Consider the following 14848-nt stretch of genomic DNA (forward strand, 5'->3'; position numbering starts at 1 on the left):
GGCAGATGCAGGCACTCATATACAAATCAACGGGTAGCTGGTACGTGGCTAAAACCACCGAAGGTGAAACCTTACAGGCCCGGATGAAGGGCGTTTTCAAAATTGATGAGGACATTACCTCCACCAATCCTATCGCCGTGGGCGATGAGGTAACGCTTGTGCGGGAGGAGGGAGAGGCCGGCAATGCCATTATCACCGCTATAAGTGACCGCCGTAACTACATCGTGCGCAGCTCGCCGCATGGTAAGCATAAAAAGCATATTATTTCCGCTAACCTCGATCAGGCTGCACTGGTGTGTACGGTGAAAGAACCGCGCACTTCCCAGGGCTTTATCGATCGTTTCCTCGTAACGGCCGCAGCCTATCATATTCCCGCCATACTCGTCTTCAATAAAAAAGATCTGTACAAAGCGAAGGAAAGAGAAGTTCGAGCATTGGAAGGAGGTGTATGAGGCCATGGACTACAAAGTATTACTTGTATCTGCCGAAAAGAAGGAAGGGATTGAAGAGCTGGTGGCATTGATGAAAGGCAAAACCACCTTGATGTCCGGCCACTCTGGCGTGGGTAAATCCTCGCTCATTAACCAGATCATGCCGGGAAAGGAACTGAAGACCAAAGCTGTAAGCGGTTGGAGCGGTAAAGGTTTGCATACCACCACGTTCGCGGAAATGTTTGATTTGCCCTTCGGTGGCCGTTTAATTGATACGCCGGGCGTACGCGAGTTCGGGATCGTAGATATTGAAAAAACGGAACTGTCGCACTATTTTTTGGATATGCGCCCATATATTACAGCATGCCAGTTCAATAACTGTCTTCACATTAATGAGCCGGGGTGCGCGGTGCAGGTAGCGGTAAACGAAGGTAAAATTGATGTGGATCGCTTTGTGAGTTATGCATCCATGTTGGAGTCGATCGACGAAAAGCAGTATTAATAACGACTCTTCCTTTTAAACAGGCCTTTTTTCGGTGGCCTGCTCATCTCATCTAACACTTTTTCCGCGCCCATGTTACGTTTTGGAGTAGGACAACCCGTTTTGGGCGTACGACAGCCGGCAGCCATTAACAATACGGCGGTCACTATCAGCATATGTCGCATGCGGATTCTCATAGCAAATCTTATGAATAACGCGCTAAAACAGCTTATTCATATGTTTGGCGGCGCGTTTATTTTGTTTGGCGTTGTCGCCCGAGTAAAAATTATTGCCGGGACAGCCTGACTTCTGCGAAGCGCATCCTGTCGCCAGGAACGCGATCCATATTACTAGCAGCCACTTTTTCATAGGTGCAGGGAAGTTTAGAACTGCAATATAACGTTTTTTTATAACGCATCTTAGTCTTTAAACCAGCTGCTATACATCAGGTAGTTATTAGCGATGCGGTTAATTTCTCCACTGATCAGTTCTGGCTGATTTCTTTCACTTTCTTTGCCGGTACGCCTGCATAAATGCAACCTGCTTCTACTTTGGTGTTTTCCAGTACCACGGCGCCCGCCGCAATAATGGTATTGCTGCCGATGTGTGCATTGTCCATAATAATGGCGCCCATGCCCACGAGTACATTGTCGTCGATAGTACAGCCGTGTACAATTGCGTTATGCCCGATAGACACATTATTCCCAATGATCGCCTTGGTTTTTTCGTACGTGCAGTGGATAACGGCGCCGTCCTGTACGTTCACTTTGTTGCCCATGCGGATGCTGTTCACATCGCCGCGCACCACGGCGTTGAACCAGATGCTGCAGTCATTGCCGGTAACTACGTCGCCTACGATAGTAGCGTTGGGGGCGATAAAACAGTTTTCTCCCAGCTGGGGATGTACGCCTTTAACAGGTAAAATAACGGGCATGTTTCTTTTTTAGATGGATCAAAGATAGGAACTAACTTCGCATCCAATTAATGTAGTGTAGTGAAATGAATAACAGGCAGCTTTTTTGCAGCACGTAGCGCAAACTTCGGACGCTCCGCTGGCGATTGAAATGGTGAAGGCGTCCGGCATGTACATGACCGATGCAACGGGTAAACAATACCGGATCTGATCGCGGGTATCAGCGTTTGCAACGTCGGGCATTGTCATCCTGCGGTGGTAACGGCGATCCAGGAGCAGGCGGCGTCCTATATGCACCTGCTGGTGTATGGAGAGTTTGTGCAGAGTCCGCAGGTAGCGTATGCAAAATTGTTGTCCGATCATTTACCGGAAGCGCTGAATTGCGTGTACTTCACCAACTCGGGCAGTGAAGCGACCGAAGGCGCCATGAAGCTGGCTAAAAGGCATACCGGCCGAACGGAGATCATAGCTTTTAAAAACAGTTACCATGGCTCTACGCAAGGCTCCCTGAGCATTATGGGCGATGAATACTGGCGCAATGCCTACAGGCCGCTGTTGCCCGATGTGCAGCATTTAGATTATAATTCGTTTGATGCGCTGGAGCAGATCACTACACGTACTGCCTGCGTGATCGCTGAAACCGTGCAGGCTGAAGCCGGTGTGCGTCCGCCGCAACACGATTGGATGCAGGCACTGCGTAAGAAATGTACCGAAACAGGCACCTTATTAATTCTTGATGAAATTCAATGTGGGCTGGGCCGCAACGGTAGTTTATGGGCTTTTGAGCAATTCGGTGTAGTGCCGGATGTGCTCCTGCTCGGTAAGGCGTTGGGTGCAGGAATGCCGCTGGGCGCCTTTATCGCTTCAAAAGAAATTATGTGGAGCCTGACCAATAACCCTGTATTAGGACATATCACCACGTTTGGCGGCCATCCTGTAAGTTGTGCCGCGGGCATGGCAGGTATGAAAGCCTTGCTGGAAGAAAATCTTATTGCTACCGTACATGCCAAAGGGCAGCTGTTCGTGCAGCAACTGCAGCATCCTTCTATTAAAGCGGTACGCTGCCCGGGCCTCATGCTCGCCGTTGAATTCGAAGATTTTGCATTTAACAAAAAGGTAATTGACTACTGCATCGCGCATGGCGTAATGACCGATTGGTTCCTGTTCGCGCCGGAGTGCCTGCGCATTGTGCCGCCGTTGATTATTTCAGAAGATGAAATAGGTAACGCCTGCAACATTATCCTGGAAGCCGCAACCGCTTTGGCTAGCGCATAAAAAAGCCCCCGAAAAATCAGGAGGCTTATCAAACGCTTATGAAGAATTAATGTTTTATTGCTTACCGGCGTCGTTCTTCGCGTCGGATTTCATTTTCTCGTTCGCGAAAATCGAGAACTCTACACGACGGTTCTGTGCGCGGTTTGCTTCAGAATCATTCGGTACTTTAGGCTGTGTTTCACCATACCAGAACGTTTGCACCCTGCCCGCAGCTACACCCTGACCTTTCAGGAAAGTGGCCACTGCATTCGCGCGTCTTTCAGACAAGCTGTAGTTGTAGGAGTCGGTACCTTTGTCGTCGGTATGACCTTCTACACGAACGTAAGTGTCCGGGTATTTGTTCAGGATGTCGGCCAGTTCTTTAATATTGGTTTTCGCTTTGTCGGTCAGGTCCGATTTATCGAAACCAAATAAAACGCCCGAGTCGAAGGTAACGTTGATGCCTTCACCTACCCGTTCAACGGTGGCGTTGGGCACCTCGTTCTTTATCTCTTCGGCCTGTTTGTCCATTTTTTACCGATCAATACACCGGCTGTGCCACCTACTGCAGCACCAATAATAGCGCCGAGTGCAGTGTTACCTGCTGCACGACCAATTGCCGCACCGGCAGCCGCGCCACCGCTTGTACCGATTACCGCACCTTTGCCCGTGTTGTTCATACCGTTCCAGGTGTTACAGCTGCTGAACACGATTGTTCCCGCCAAAGCCGCTACCACCATAAGTTTCATTCGTTTCATCTTGGATGTGTTTTTTATTAAATGCTGCACTACGTATAGCCGCGCAAAGGTACAAAACAAAATCTTTGCCAGTTTCGGTTTTTAGTCACAATATGTTGATAAGCAAAACCTAAAAAATAGCAATTTGTAGTAATTGTTGGTTTTTAGTTGAATAAACCACCCAGTAATCCACCAAGGTCGCCACCGCCGCCTTCTTTCTGTTGCTTTGCGCCTTTGCTCAGCATCGCGGTCAGGTCCTGGAAATCAACATCGCCATCGCCATCTTTATCCAGGCCCATTTTACCCAGCATGCCGCCCAGGCCGGATGCATTGCCGCCGGTAAGAGAGCTGAGGATATCGGGCAAACTGAAGCTGCTGTCGCCCGGATCGTTGGTTTTTTTCACCAGCTTACCGAGCACGGCGGGGATCAGTGAGCCTGCCAGGGCAGATGCTGCACCGCTGTTCAGGCCAAATTTCTGTACCAGGCTGCCTACGAGGTTACCGGAAATGTTATTTACTACGGGATTGTGCTCGTTAGCCTCGGTTTTGCCGCTCAGCAGGCTCAATACGCCCCTGGGTGTTTCCGTTGGCGAGCTCGTCCTGAGTCCGTTAGCTACCGCGCTGGAGGCTTCCCGGATAACCGCTTCGTTGTGTTCGTTGGGAACGGCGGGGTTAGCTACCACCGACTCGCTGGCGGAGCTTTGCACCAATTGTAATAATTGATCTAACATAATTTTAGTATTTAGGGGGATTGATGGTGTTTTCGTATACAGTTACCGGCTTAGAAAACAACGCAGCTGTGGGGAAAGTTTACCAGGGCATAAAAAAGGTTGATGTAATACCTGTTACGGTCATCACATCAACCTCAGCTATTTTGGTAAAATTACTGCTGTCCTTTCATTTTTTCCGCATTCTCCGCAAACTGCAGCGCCTGAATCATATCCTGTATGTCACCGTTCATGAAGGCGTCCAGGTTGTATACGGTCATCCCGATACGGTGATCGGTTACACGACCCTGCGGATAGTTATAGGTGCGGATTTTAGCGGAGCGGTCGCCGGTGCTTACCAGTGACTTACGCTGAGCGGCAATTGCGTCTTCGTGTTTGCGCACGGCTACTTCCCAGATACGGCTGCGCAGCATTTTCATCGCGATATCGCGGTTGCTGTGCTGGCTGCGGCCTTCCCGGCACTCCACGACCGTACCGGTAGGGATGTGCGTAAGGCGTACGGCCGATTCCGTTTTGTTTACGTGCTGGCCACCCGCGCCGGAAGAGCGGAAGGTGTCCATTTTAATGTCCGCCTCGCGGATTTCCACATCTACCTCATCGGCTTCGGGCAATATCGCCACGGTGGCGGCGGAGGTATGTACGCGGCCGGAAGCCTCGGTGGCAGGTACGCGCTGTACGCGGTGTACGCCCGACTCAAACTTCAGGGTGCCGTATACATCGTCGCCGGTTACCTCGAGCACTACCTCTTTGTAGCCGCCCGCCGAACCGGGAGTTTCGTTCATTACCGCTACCTTCCAGCCCTTGTTTTCGCAATAGCGGAGGTACATGCGCAGCAGGTCGCCGGCAAAGAGGCTGGCCTCATCGCCGCCGGTGCCGGCGCGTATTTCAAGCTGAGCGTTACGCTCATCCTGGGGATCTTTCGGGATCAGCAGGTTACGGATAGTGGCTTCCGCCTCCTCCTTCTGCTCGCTAAGAGACTCGGTTTCGGCCTTGGCCAGCTCCCGCATCTCTTCGTCGCCGCTTTCCAGTACTTCTTTGTTAAAGGCAATAGCGTCCAGCAGGTCGGTGTAAGCCTTATAGGCCTTCACGATCTTTTCCAGCTGGCGGTATTCCTTGCTGAATTTGGAAAACTGCTTGTTGTCGCTCACCACCTCGGGGTTGGTCAGCGCCAGCGATACCTGTTCAAAACGGCCTCTTATGGCCTCCAGTTTATCTATCATGGTTATCTTTGATACCTGTTACGAATCCGCAAACCACTTTTCCGTTCCCGGGAAGGGGCTTGCAGGGTTGCAAAATTAACACCAATTCACGTAAATAGTACAGCATGTCGGAATGGATTAAGTTAACAGCCCCGGATATCTTTGACGGGCGCAGGTTTTAGGGCAGGATAAAGTTTTGGTGCTGCGGTCAAACGGCACGGTGGAGGCTATTATTGACCGGTCGGAGGCAGGGGACAACATCCGGGAGTTTGGCGGCTGGCTTGGTCCCGGCTTCGTTAATACGCATTGTCACCTCGAATTGTCACATATGAAGGGCCGTATCCCGGAAAAAACCGGCTTGCCCGACTTCCTGACTACCGTAATGACACAACGCCAGCCCGATAGTCCGGAGCAGATCGCCGAAGCTGTTGACGTCGCGGAAGCAGCCATGTTGGATGCCGGCGTGGTGGCGGTCGGAGATATTTGTAATACGACCAATACCCTCCTCCAGAAACAAAAAGGAAATTTGTATTATCACTCTTTTATAGAATGTATGGGCTTCGGGGATGCCAGCGCCGCCGCGCGGTTCGCGCCCATGCAGGAGGTGTATTCGGCCTTCCGCGGGCTGAACATGCCCGCTACACTGGTGCCGCACGCGCCATATTCCGTGTCGGCCCCTGTTCGGCATGTTAGCCGGTCTTGCTGAAACCAGCCCCATTACCATCCACAACCAGGAGTGTTTCGCGGAAAACATGCTCTACGAAACCCGTACCGGCGCCTTCCTCCAGTTTTATCAGAATTTTGGGATGGATATCAGCGGCTTCCGGGAAAGCGGGAAAACCAGTTTGCAGACCTACCTGCCTTATTTCCGGTCGCCGGGTAATATGCTGCTCGTTCATAACACCTTTACTTCGGAAGAGGACATCCTGTTCGCACAGTCATCAACAAAAAATATTTACTGGAGCCTTTGTCCCAACGCCAATATTTATATCGAGGACACACTGCCCTATCTCGCGCTGTTCCGCAAACATGGTTGTAAAATGACCGTGGGCACAGATAGCCTCGCCTCCAATCATCAGCTATCTGTCTGGGAAGAAGTAAAAACGCTGCATGAGCACCATATGGAAATTCCCCTCAGCGAGATTTTAAACTGGGCTACGCTGAACGGCGCGGAAGCACTGGGTATTGCAGACACCTTCGGCAGTTTCGAAAAAGGGAAACGTCCGGGTGTGGTAAACGTAGACAAAGAGAGCAAAAGCGTGCGGATTTAAGTTAATTTGCACCGGCATAACTACTACTATGAACGAGTTTTTGAACAGAGATTTTTTCGGCAACCCTATACAGGATTACCTGATCGTGGCGGGCGTTGTTTTGTTGGTATTGATTATCCGGCGTGTACTGTCCAAATGGGTGGCGTCGTTATCGTTCAATTTCATTAAAGGCTGGACGCCATCGCTCAAACGTAGCGACTTCGTAGACCTGCTGGTGCGTCCGCTGGAATATCTACTGGTGTTCGTGGCCTTTATGCTCACCATTAACCGACTGCATTTTCCGCCGCAGCTGGACTTTACGATCTATCGTAAAATGCACTCCGTTACGGTAAACGGTACGGCCGTGCAGCAAATGAACACACTGACCATTCACGATGTACTTACCACTTTGCTGGAGCTTACCGTAAGCCTGTGTTTTATCTGGATCTTCTTACGACTGATCGATTTCGTGGCGTTGGTGCTGGAAGCAAAAGCAGATCTGACGGAAGATAAAACCGATAACCAGTTCGTCAGCTTCTTTAGCGATTTTTTTAAGGCGATTGTGATGATTATCGGCGCGCTGATCGTGATCCGCGTACTGTTTGGTCAAACACTGGTAGAAAAGCTGGTGGCGGGCCTGGGTATCGGTGCGGCGGCGCTTGCACTGGCCGCCAAGGAAAGTATCGAAAATCTTATCGGTTCCTTTATTATCTTTTCCGACCGGCCTTTCCGCGTAGGTGATTTTGTGAAGGTAGACAGCTACCAGGGCACGGTGGAAAAGATCGGTTTGCGCAGCACACGTTTACGCACTGTGGAAAAAACATACGTGACCGTGCCGAATAAAAAGATGGTAGACAGTGTGCTGGATAACCTGTCGCTGCGCACGCAGCAACGCGCCGCAATACGGGTGGAAGCGGCTGCCGATACGCAGGCCGATAAACTGGAAAGGGTGATCAAAGACATCCAGCAATACCGGAGTTACATAAAAATATAGAACCCGATTACGTGGTGAACCTGAACGACTTCACGAAGGATTCATATGTAATTCAGGTGATCTACCTCACCTACATCTGGATGGCGGGCGTTACAACGCCCTGCGCGAAGATGTGAACCTGGCGATCATGCGTTCGCTGGAAGAGCATGGTGTAAAGCTGGCCGCGAAGGCGGAGACATCAGGTAACTAAACGAAAAAAGCTGCAAGGATTACCTGCAGCTTTTTTTTATGTTGATGCGATAAACTATTTATCGTTGTTCCGCATGATTACCTGTGCAAGTGCATCTTCCAGGCTTCCGTTGGGCTCGCCGGAAATACGGCCAACCTCTTTACCTTCCTGGAGCACCAATACGGTGGGTGCCTTTTTCACCTTGTAGGCCTGGTCGGCATCGGTACCACTTTGCTGGTTCTGATCTACCGTATAGGCTTCAAAGTTAGCGTCGGGCACACTGGCCAGGATCATTACCTTATAGAATTGAGGCAGCAGTTTTTTGCTGGAAGCGTCCCAGGTGCTGGCTACCGCTACGAATTTATATTTGGTGTTGTTTGCTTTAATCACGTTTACAGGTACTTCCTTTGCTTCGTACCGGTTAATGCCGGTGTGGAACCATGCCAGCTCCCTGGTCGTTGGTCATTGTTTTCAGGTCTACCTTGCCTTTCATGATCTTAGAGCCATCCGCTGCTTTGCCGGCCTGGGTCTGCGCCATTACTACGGAAGACAGGAGTAAGCCGCAGCCTGCCAGTATTGTCTTTAATCGCATGATGTATTAATTTTTATAATTGGTCTTTAAGTTCAGATAAAAATCCTTTGACTTTGAGCAGCGATTGCACCATTTCAAAGTTACGGGCGGCGGTTTTACGGTCGTCGCGCAGCTTTTGTTTGGCGCCTTCTATGGTGTATTTGCGTTCGCGCAGCAGGTGGTAAATGAGTTTCAGGTTTTGAATGTCTTCGGGCCGGAACAGGCGGTCGCCTTTACGGTTTTTCTTAGGTTGAAGAATATCAAACTCGTTTTCCCAGTAACGGATCAGGGAGGTATTTACGCGGAACATGTTAGCTACTTCGCTGATCGGGTAGTACAGTTTATCCAGTTTCAGTTTATCGATTTCCTGGATGATCTGCGGATCGTCGGCAGTGTCTTTCAGCGATTTGCGGCCTCGTTTTTTCGGCTTGGCTGCTGCTGGTTCCGGCTGTGGTGGCGGCGCGGCGGGCCGCTGAACGGTAATGCTTACCGCTACGGTGCCCGGTTGTACTGCTGCCGGCTGCTGCTCTATATGTTCGCCATCTTGTTGCCTCACCTCCTGTTCTTTCACTTGCGGCTGCGCCTTTTCCTTAACCGGTTGCGGCTCAGGGGATCCAAAAAGGTCTAGTTGCTGGATCATGATGTTACTGTTAAGGGTAAGCTGATAGTGATTACAAAACTAATACTTAAAATCCTGCGCTCCGATCAAAGCTACCTTAAATTCACATCATTTTTCCCACGGGTGCAATAATCATTCCATTAATCCAGTGACTGGTTGCCGGAACGCGCGATCTTCAGCATCTTGTCAAATTGTTCGGCGTTAAGATCATTAAAGAAGAAGAATACAGGGTCTACCTTACTGGTGTTTTTAATGACCTCGTAGTGGCAGTGCGGGCCGGTGGATTTACCGGTGCTGCCTACCCACCCCACTACATCGCCGCGTTTAACCTGCTGGCCGCGCTTTACTTTTATGCGCACCATGTGGCCATACAGCGTTTTGTAGCCATAACCATGGTTCAGCAACACGTGGTTGCCGTAGCCCGTTTCGCTCAGGCTTGCATCTTCCACCGTGCCGTCGCCGGTAGCGTAAATCGGTGTGCCGGAAGGCGCCGCGAAATCGAGCCCGCTATGAAACTTAACGGTTTTATAAATGGGATCCACACGATAACCAAAGCCCGAAGCGATACGGTCCAGGTCTTTGTTGGCCACCGGCTGAATGGCCGGGATGGAGGCCAGCATTTTCTGCTTGTTGCGGATAAGATCGTCTATTTGTGCGTAGGATTTTTCCTGTGCTTTAACACGGTTGGTCAGTTCGGTGAGGGTCCCGGAGGTAGCCTCGATCACTTCGCTGTTGGTCAGCGCCAGCAGTCTTTCTTCTCTTTTCTTCACTTCGCCGGCCCTTGCACTGTCAGCAATAGGCGCGGCCTCAAATATTACCCGGTAAATTTCATTGTCGCGGTGCTGCAGTTCTGTCAGCTGCCCTTTTACCTCGCTCAGGCGGTCGGTCAGCAGGTCGTATTGCTCCTTCATCTGGTCAATTTCCCTGCGCAGGTTCTTTTCCTTGGGAGAATCCAGGAAGCGGTAAGCTACGGAAAGGAACAGGATACCTGTTACAATAGCGGCAGAAAGAAAGCCCAGTATACGCAGGATTTTTACGCGTACGGATACGACGAGCTTTTCATATTTGAGCGTTTGCGTGTTGTAGAAATACTTAACCTTCTTCATTGACCAGGTGTGTCTAAAGCTGGACGCGCTCATCACTGAACGCAGGGCCACTTGATTTATTTCAGCGCGCTTCCGTCCATTCCGGGCTAAAAACGCTTTTCTGCTTCTTTTTTAATAATGTTACAGCTTTCAATATTTTTGCACCGCGCATAAAAATTGGCGGCGAAAGGATTGGGCTGGCACAGCGGGGTTAAACATAATGGAATTTCGCGAACAATCAACGTCAGTCCGGTAACCGGCTAAAAACGCAGCCGGGTTACAAATTAAAGCCAAAAATCACATAGTCGCAATTATAAAATTTAAAATAGATATTAATATATAGCAATTCCTTTTATGACAGCAGCCCAGATCAGACAGCAATTCTCGGATTTCTTCGCTTCCAAAGGCCATACTATTGTGCCTTCGGCCCCGATCGTGTTGAAAAATGACCCTACCCTCAAGTTTACCAATGCGGGTATGAACCAGTTTAAGGACTATTTCTGGGCAACCAGGTCGCGCCCTCGAAACGCGCGGCCGACACGCAAAAGTGCCTCCGCGTAAGCGGCAAGCATAACGATCTCGAAGAAGTGGGTATCGACACTTACCACCATACGATGTTCGAAATGCTGGGTAACTGGAGCTTTGGCGACTATTTTAAGAAAGAAGCCATCGCCCGGAGCTGGGAATTGCTGACGGAAGTATATAAAATTCCCAAAGATCGTCTCTATGTGACTGTTTTTGAAGGAGATAGTAAGGAAAACCTGGAGAAGGACACCGAAGCGTACGAGTTCTGGAAAGCATTCGTGGCGGAAGACCGTATCCTGATGGGAAATAAGAAAGACAACTTCTGGGAGATGGGCGACACCGGCCCATGTGGCCCTTGTAGTGAAATTCACGTGGACTGCCGCCCGGATAATGAGCGCGCAGCTACGCCGGGCGCCGCACTGGTGAACGCCGACCACCCCCCAGGTGATCGAGATCTGGAACAATGTATTCATGCAGTTTAACCGCCTGAAAGACAAAAGCCTGCAACCGCTGCCCGCACAACACGTAGACACCGGAATGGGCTTTGAGCGACTGGTACGCGTACTGCAGCAGAAATCGAGCAATTACGATACCGACGTGTTCCAGCCAACGATCCGCTTTACCGAAGGACTTTGTGGTAAGAAATATGGCGACAGCGAGAAAACAGACATCGCTTTCCGCGTAATTGCCGACCACATCCGCGCTATCTGTTTCGCGATTGCCGACGGGCAGCTGCCCTCTAACACCGATGCCGGTTATGTGATCCGCCGCATCCTGCGCCGTGCCGTTCGTTACTACTTCTCGTTCCTGGACGTGAAAAAGCCACTGCTGCACGAGCTGGTGCCGCAACTGGCGGAGCAGTTCGCGCATGTATTCCCCGAACTGGGCCAGCAGGTGGATTTTGTGAAGAAAGTGGTGTTCGAGGAAGAAAATAGCTTCCTCCGCACACTGGACAGCGGCATCCGTCGCGTAGAAGACGTGATCAGCAATGCTAAAGGAAAGAATATTGACGGTCCTACTGCCTTCGAATTGTACGATACTTACGGCTTCCCTTATGACCTGACCGCCCTGATCGCCGGTGAAAACGGCTTCACCGTGGATGAGAAAGGTTTTGAAGCCGAACTGAAAAAGCAGAAAGACCGCTCCCGCGCGGCCACAGCGCTCGATATGGGCGACTGGACCTCGCTGAGCGAGCAGCCTTCCGGTAAATTTATCGGTTACACTACGCTGGAAGCCGATGCCAAAGTGCTCAAATACCGCAGTGTAAAGGCGAAAGGTAAGGAGCAGTACCAGATCGTGCTGGATCAGACACCTTTTTATGCAGAAAGCGGTGGACAGGTTGGCGATACGGGTATCTTATATTTTGATGGCGAAGCGATTGAGATCACCGATACCAAGAAAGAAAACGACCTGGTCGTACACTTTACTGATAAGCTGCCGGCTAACCCGTCTGCCCCGGTAAAAGCCATAGTAAACCGCGAGGTACGCATCAATACAGAGAAGAACCACTCGGCCACACACCTCTTGCATGCGGCCCTGCGCAGCGTACTGGGCGCACACGTAGCGCAAAAAGGCTCGCTGGTGAATGGTGAGTACCTGCGTTTCGACTTCTCCCACTTTGCAAAAGTAACCGACGAGGAACTGGCGCAGATAGAAGCGATCGTAAACCAGAAAATCCGGGAAAATATTCCCGTGGTGATAAAAGAACTGCCGAAGGAAGAAGCCCTGAAGCTGGGTGCTATGGCGTTATTCGGTGAGAAATACGGCGACGTGGTACGCGTGGTGATCATGGACCCCGCGTATTCTGTGGAGCTTTGTGGTGGTACACACGTAGGTGCTACCGGCGAGCTGGGCATCTTTAAATTTACCGGCGAAAGCGCGGTAGCTGCGGGTGTTCGTCGTATAGAAGCGGTAACCGGCGCTAAGGCAGAGGCCTTTATTAACGAACAGTTCGAGATCCTGAAAGCGGTGAAAACCCAACTGAAGAACCCGAAGGACTGGCTAAAGTGATCGAGAACCTGGTAAACGACAAGGCCGCCCTGGAAAAACAGCTGGCTGCCCTGGAACTGAAACAGGTACAGCAACTGGCCACCACGCTGCCGGAAAAAGCGGTAAATGTGAATGGTATCAACTTCCGGGAATGCTCGTGGAAGCCGGTAACCCGGACACGCTGCGCCAACTGGCCCTCGCCCTGAAACCGCTGATGGAAAATTATGTTGTCGTGCTGGCAGCGGAAGTGGCTGGTAAGGCACAGGTAGTGGTAAGCATTGCGGATAATCTCGTAGCCGAAAAAGGCACGGAGGCACCTAAAATCATTAAGGATAAAGTTGCCGGCCTCATCAAAGGCGGCGGCGGCGGACAGAAAAAACCTGGCATCTGCCGGCGGACAGGAAACCGGTCAGCTGCAACAGGCGATCGATGCGGTCAAGGCTTCCTTGTAATTAACTGGTTTACAATAAGTAGGGCTGTAGGCATCTGCTTACGGCCCTTTTTGTTTCCCGGCATGTCGATATATGTAAACCTTAATCCGGATTATTTAACATCGATGTACACCTATTCCAGGACTAGACCGCCCTAAGGGCATCTTTTAAACATCTTAGGCTCATCCTAGGTTCATCCTAGGTTCAAGGTAGGTTCAAAGTAGGTTCACGAACCTGGCTTGAACCTAATATCAACGAAGTATTAACCTTATATCAACGAAGGATGTTACCAGGATGCTGATAAGCAACCCCAACCATTATTTTAACATTCCCTTAGCCCCGATCCGTCGTTTTTAACTTTTTCTTTTTAACCTCCGCCGATAAATTTGTAAGCATAACCATCAACTATTATTACCAATGATGAACAAACTGTTATATGCACTCGGTCTGGCAGGCATGATCGCCGCTACTCCGGCTTTTGCGCAGGACAATCACTCCGGCAAACTGGGAGAGTATGACGAAATCATCTTAAAAAGAAAACGGGAAAGATGGTAAAGTGACCATCGAGATTAAGGCAGGTGAAGTATACGTAGACGGTAAAAAACTGGAAGACTATAAAGGCGGTGATATCTCCGTATTACACCGCCGGAATACGCCGGTAGACGGCAATACGTTTAACTTCCGCGGCGCCCCCGTGGCGGGATGCAATTTTACCGTGGCGAAGGTGATCCGATAGCGCCAAAGGCCCCTTCGGCGGTGCTGGGCGTTATTACGGCGAAAGAAGATGCGAGAGGGGCGACCGTAAAGCAGGTGTCTGAAGGTAGTGCGGCCGAAAAAGCAGGACTGAAAGAGGGTGACATCATCACTAAAGTCAATGATGAAGCCATCCGGGAGCCACAGGAACTGTTTGAATCAATCGGGACGAAGAAGCCGGGGGATGAAATAACTATTACCTATCTCCGGGATAAAAAAGAGAGCAGGGTGAAAGCGAAGCTGGACCAACGTCCGGAGTCACAAATACGCTCGTTTAATTTTGGTCAGGATGATGATGCGTTCAACTTCCGCAGCGTGCCACGTGGCGGCGACCTGGATGAACTCTTTGGCCGCATGGAACGCCGTGGTGGTGGTAACGAAGCGAAACTGGGCCTGTCTGTACAGGATACCGAAGAAGCCACCGGTGCAAAGGTACTGGGTGTGACAGAAGGCTCCGCAGCGGAAAAGGCGGGCTTTAAGGAGAATGATATCATCACTGAAATCGCCGGTTCGGCTGTCCGCAACGCCCGCGACGTGGTGAGCACTTACAACGTGAATAAAAACAAAAGTGAAGTAAGCGCAAAAATCATTCGTGGCGGCAAGGCTCAAACCCTTACGGTAAAGGTGCCTAAAAAGCTGAACAAAGAGAATTTGTAAGTTTTCATACAATAGATATAGTTTAAGTGTTAGCGAACGAAAGCCTGCTTAGCGCAGGCTTT

Annotated in this window: 21 protein-coding genes and 1 pseudogene; 13 read left to right on the forward strand and 9 right to left on the reverse strand. The window is 50.5% G+C overall.

The genetic code is table 11. From position 1 onward, the window contains the following. The first annotated feature begins 5 nt into the window (after positions 1-5). Both rsgA (MKQ70_RS40010) and rsgA (MKQ70_RS40015) read left to right on the forward strand, forming a co-directional pair. A complete protein-coding gene (gene rsgA, locus MKQ70_RS40010; RefSeq protein WP_282456867.1) occupies positions 6-452 on the forward strand; it encodes a GTPase RsgA in 447 nt (148 codons plus the stop codon). Next, entirely contained in the window at positions 445-933 is a 489-nt protein-coding gene (rsgA, locus tag MKQ70_RS40015; protein WP_308199252.1) for a ribosome small subunit-dependent GTPase A, read from the forward strand. The genes rsgA (MKQ70_RS40010) and rsgA (MKQ70_RS40015) overlap by 8 nt, the downstream gene beginning before the upstream one ends. A gap of 463 nt (positions 934-1396) precedes the next feature. On the opposite strand, the gene MKQ70_RS29730 is transcribed toward rsgA (MKQ70_RS40015), so the two are convergent. Then, positions 1397-1846, reverse strand: coding sequence for a gamma carbonic anhydrase family protein (locus tag MKQ70_RS29730; protein WP_248077881.1), 450 nt, complete (start codon positions 1844-1846; stop codon positions 1397-1399). A 234-nt stretch (positions 1847-2080) separates the two neighbouring features. Here MKQ70_RS29730 and MKQ70_RS29735 point away from each other — a divergent pair, with 234 nt between their 5' ends. Continuing rightward, positions 2081-3100, forward strand: a complete 1020-nt coding sequence (locus tag MKQ70_RS29735; RefSeq protein WP_248077883.1) for an aspartate aminotransferase family protein — start codon at positions 2081-2083, stop codon at positions 3098-3100. A 54-nt stretch (positions 3101-3154) separates the two neighbouring features. Here the strand turns inward: MKQ70_RS29735 and MKQ70_RS29740 are convergent, their stop codons facing one another. The 4 genes from MKQ70_RS29740 to prfA form a co-directional block, all read right to left on the reverse strand. Continuing rightward, positions 3155-3610: an OmpA family protein gene (locus MKQ70_RS29740; protein ID WP_248077885.1), complete on the reverse strand. Its 456-nt coding sequence runs from the start codon at positions 3608-3610 to the stop codon at positions 3155-3157. Next, complete coding sequence (locus MKQ70_RS29745; RefSeq protein WP_248077887.1) at positions 3586-3837, reverse strand: YMGG-like glycine zipper-containing protein; 252 nt, start codon at positions 3835-3837, stop codon at positions 3586-3588. Before MKQ70_RS29745 ends, MKQ70_RS29740 begins: the two co-directional genes overlap by 25 nt. Positions 3838-3980: 143 nt before the next feature. Continuing rightward, the gene (locus tag MKQ70_RS29750; protein ID WP_248077889.1) at positions 3981-4547 is read right to left on the reverse strand and encodes a hypothetical protein; all 567 of its coding nucleotides are present in this window, start codon (positions 4545-4547) and stop codon (positions 3981-3983) included. Positions 4548-4699: 152 nt separating this feature from the next. Then, positions 4700-5764: a peptide chain release factor 1 gene (prfA, locus tag MKQ70_RS29755; RefSeq protein WP_248077891.1), complete on the reverse strand. Its 1065-nt coding sequence runs from the start codon at positions 5762-5764 to the stop codon at positions 4700-4702. A 178-nt stretch (positions 5765-5942) separates the two neighbouring features. Between prfA and MKQ70_RS29760 the strand changes: the two genes are divergently transcribed. From MKQ70_RS29760 to MKQ70_RS29770, 3 genes are read left to right on the forward strand one after another with little or no spacing between them, the layout of a single operon-like run. Next, positions 5943-6449 (forward strand): amidohydrolase family protein, encoded by a 507-nt coding sequence (locus MKQ70_RS29760; protein WP_248077899.1) that lies wholly within the window; start codon positions 5943-5945, stop codon positions 6447-6449. After that, positions 6430-7014, forward strand: coding sequence for an amidohydrolase family protein (locus MKQ70_RS29765; RefSeq protein WP_248077901.1), 585 nt, complete (start codon positions 6430-6432; stop codon positions 7012-7014). Before MKQ70_RS29760 ends, MKQ70_RS29765 begins: the two co-directional genes overlap by 20 nt. A 28-nt stretch (positions 7015-7042) precedes the next feature. After that, a complete protein-coding gene (locus MKQ70_RS29770; RefSeq protein ID WP_248077903.1) occupies positions 7043-7987 on the forward strand; it encodes a mechanosensitive ion channel family protein in 945 nt (314 codons plus the stop codon). Positions 7988-8231: 244 nt separating this feature from the next. Here the strand turns inward: MKQ70_RS29770 and MKQ70_RS29775 are convergent, their stop codons facing one another. The 4 genes from MKQ70_RS29775 to MKQ70_RS29790 all read right to left on the reverse strand — a co-directional run bounded on the left by MKQ70_RS29775 (position 8232) and on the right by MKQ70_RS29790 (position 10452). After that, a complete protein-coding gene (locus MKQ70_RS29775; RefSeq protein WP_248077905.1) occupies positions 8232-8546 on the reverse strand; it encodes a YbbN family protein in 315 nt (104 codons plus the stop codon). A gap of 31 nt (positions 8547-8577) precedes the next feature. After that, positions 8578-8748, reverse strand: a complete 171-nt coding sequence (locus MKQ70_RS29780; protein ID WP_248077907.1) for a hypothetical protein — start codon at positions 8746-8748, stop codon at positions 8578-8580. A gap of 13 nt (positions 8749-8761) precedes the next feature. Then, entirely contained in the window at positions 8762-9367 is a 606-nt protein-coding gene (locus MKQ70_RS29785; RefSeq protein WP_248077909.1) for a MerR family transcriptional regulator, read from the reverse strand. A gap of 119 nt (positions 9368-9486) precedes the next feature. Continuing rightward, positions 9487-10452: a M23 family metallopeptidase gene (locus MKQ70_RS29790; RefSeq protein WP_248077911.1), complete on the reverse strand. Its 966-nt coding sequence runs from the start codon at positions 10450-10452 to the stop codon at positions 9487-9489. Positions 10453-10785: 333 nt separating this feature from the next. Between MKQ70_RS29790 and MKQ70_RS40020 the strand changes: the two are divergent. The 7 genes and pseudogenes from MKQ70_RS40020 (at position 10786) to MKQ70_RS29820 (ending at position 14786) form a co-directional block, all read left to right on the forward strand. Further along, a pseudogene (locus MKQ70_RS40020) lies at positions 10786-11438 on the forward strand (alanine--tRNA ligase-related protein). Beyond that, on the forward strand, positions 11401-12966 hold the full coding sequence (gene alaS, locus MKQ70_RS29795) for an alanine--tRNA ligase (protein ID WP_308199254.1): 1566 nt from the start codon (positions 11401-11403) through the stop codon (positions 12964-12966). Before MKQ70_RS40020 ends, alaS begins: the two are co-directional and overlap by 38 nt. Then, entirely contained in the window at positions 12963-13151 is a 189-nt protein-coding gene (locus tag MKQ70_RS29800; RefSeq protein WP_248077913.1) for a hypothetical protein, read from the forward strand. The genes alaS and MKQ70_RS29800 overlap by 4 nt, the downstream gene beginning before the upstream one ends. Next, complete coding sequence (locus MKQ70_RS29805) at positions 13097-13534, forward strand: hypothetical protein (RefSeq protein ID WP_248077915.1); 438 nt, start codon at positions 13097-13099, stop codon at positions 13532-13534. Before MKQ70_RS29800 ends, MKQ70_RS29805 begins: the two co-directional genes overlap by 55 nt. A gap of 259 nt (positions 13535-13793) precedes the next feature. Beyond that, positions 13794-13931 (forward strand): hypothetical protein, encoded by a 138-nt coding sequence (locus tag MKQ70_RS29810; RefSeq protein WP_248077917.1) that lies wholly within the window; start codon positions 13794-13796, stop codon positions 13929-13931. A 1-nt stretch (position 13932) separates the two neighbouring features. Next, the gene (locus tag MKQ70_RS29815; RefSeq protein ID WP_248077918.1) at positions 13933-14112 is read left to right on the forward strand and encodes a hypothetical protein; all 180 of its coding nucleotides are present in this window, start codon (positions 13933-13935) and stop codon (positions 14110-14112) included. After that, positions 14079-14786 carry a PDZ domain-containing protein gene (locus tag MKQ70_RS29820; RefSeq protein WP_248077920.1) on the forward strand — a complete coding sequence of 236 codons (708 nt, stop codon included), beginning with the start codon at positions 14079-14081 and terminating at the stop codon, positions 14784-14786. Before MKQ70_RS29815 ends, MKQ70_RS29820 begins: the two co-directional genes overlap by 34 nt. Positions 14787-14848: the final 62 nt, after the last annotated feature.

This window comes from Chitinophaga sedimenti (assembly GCF_023156195.1).
GTDB lineage: Bacteria > Bacteroidota > Bacteroidia > Chitinophagales > Chitinophagaceae > Chitinophaga > Chitinophaga sedimenti.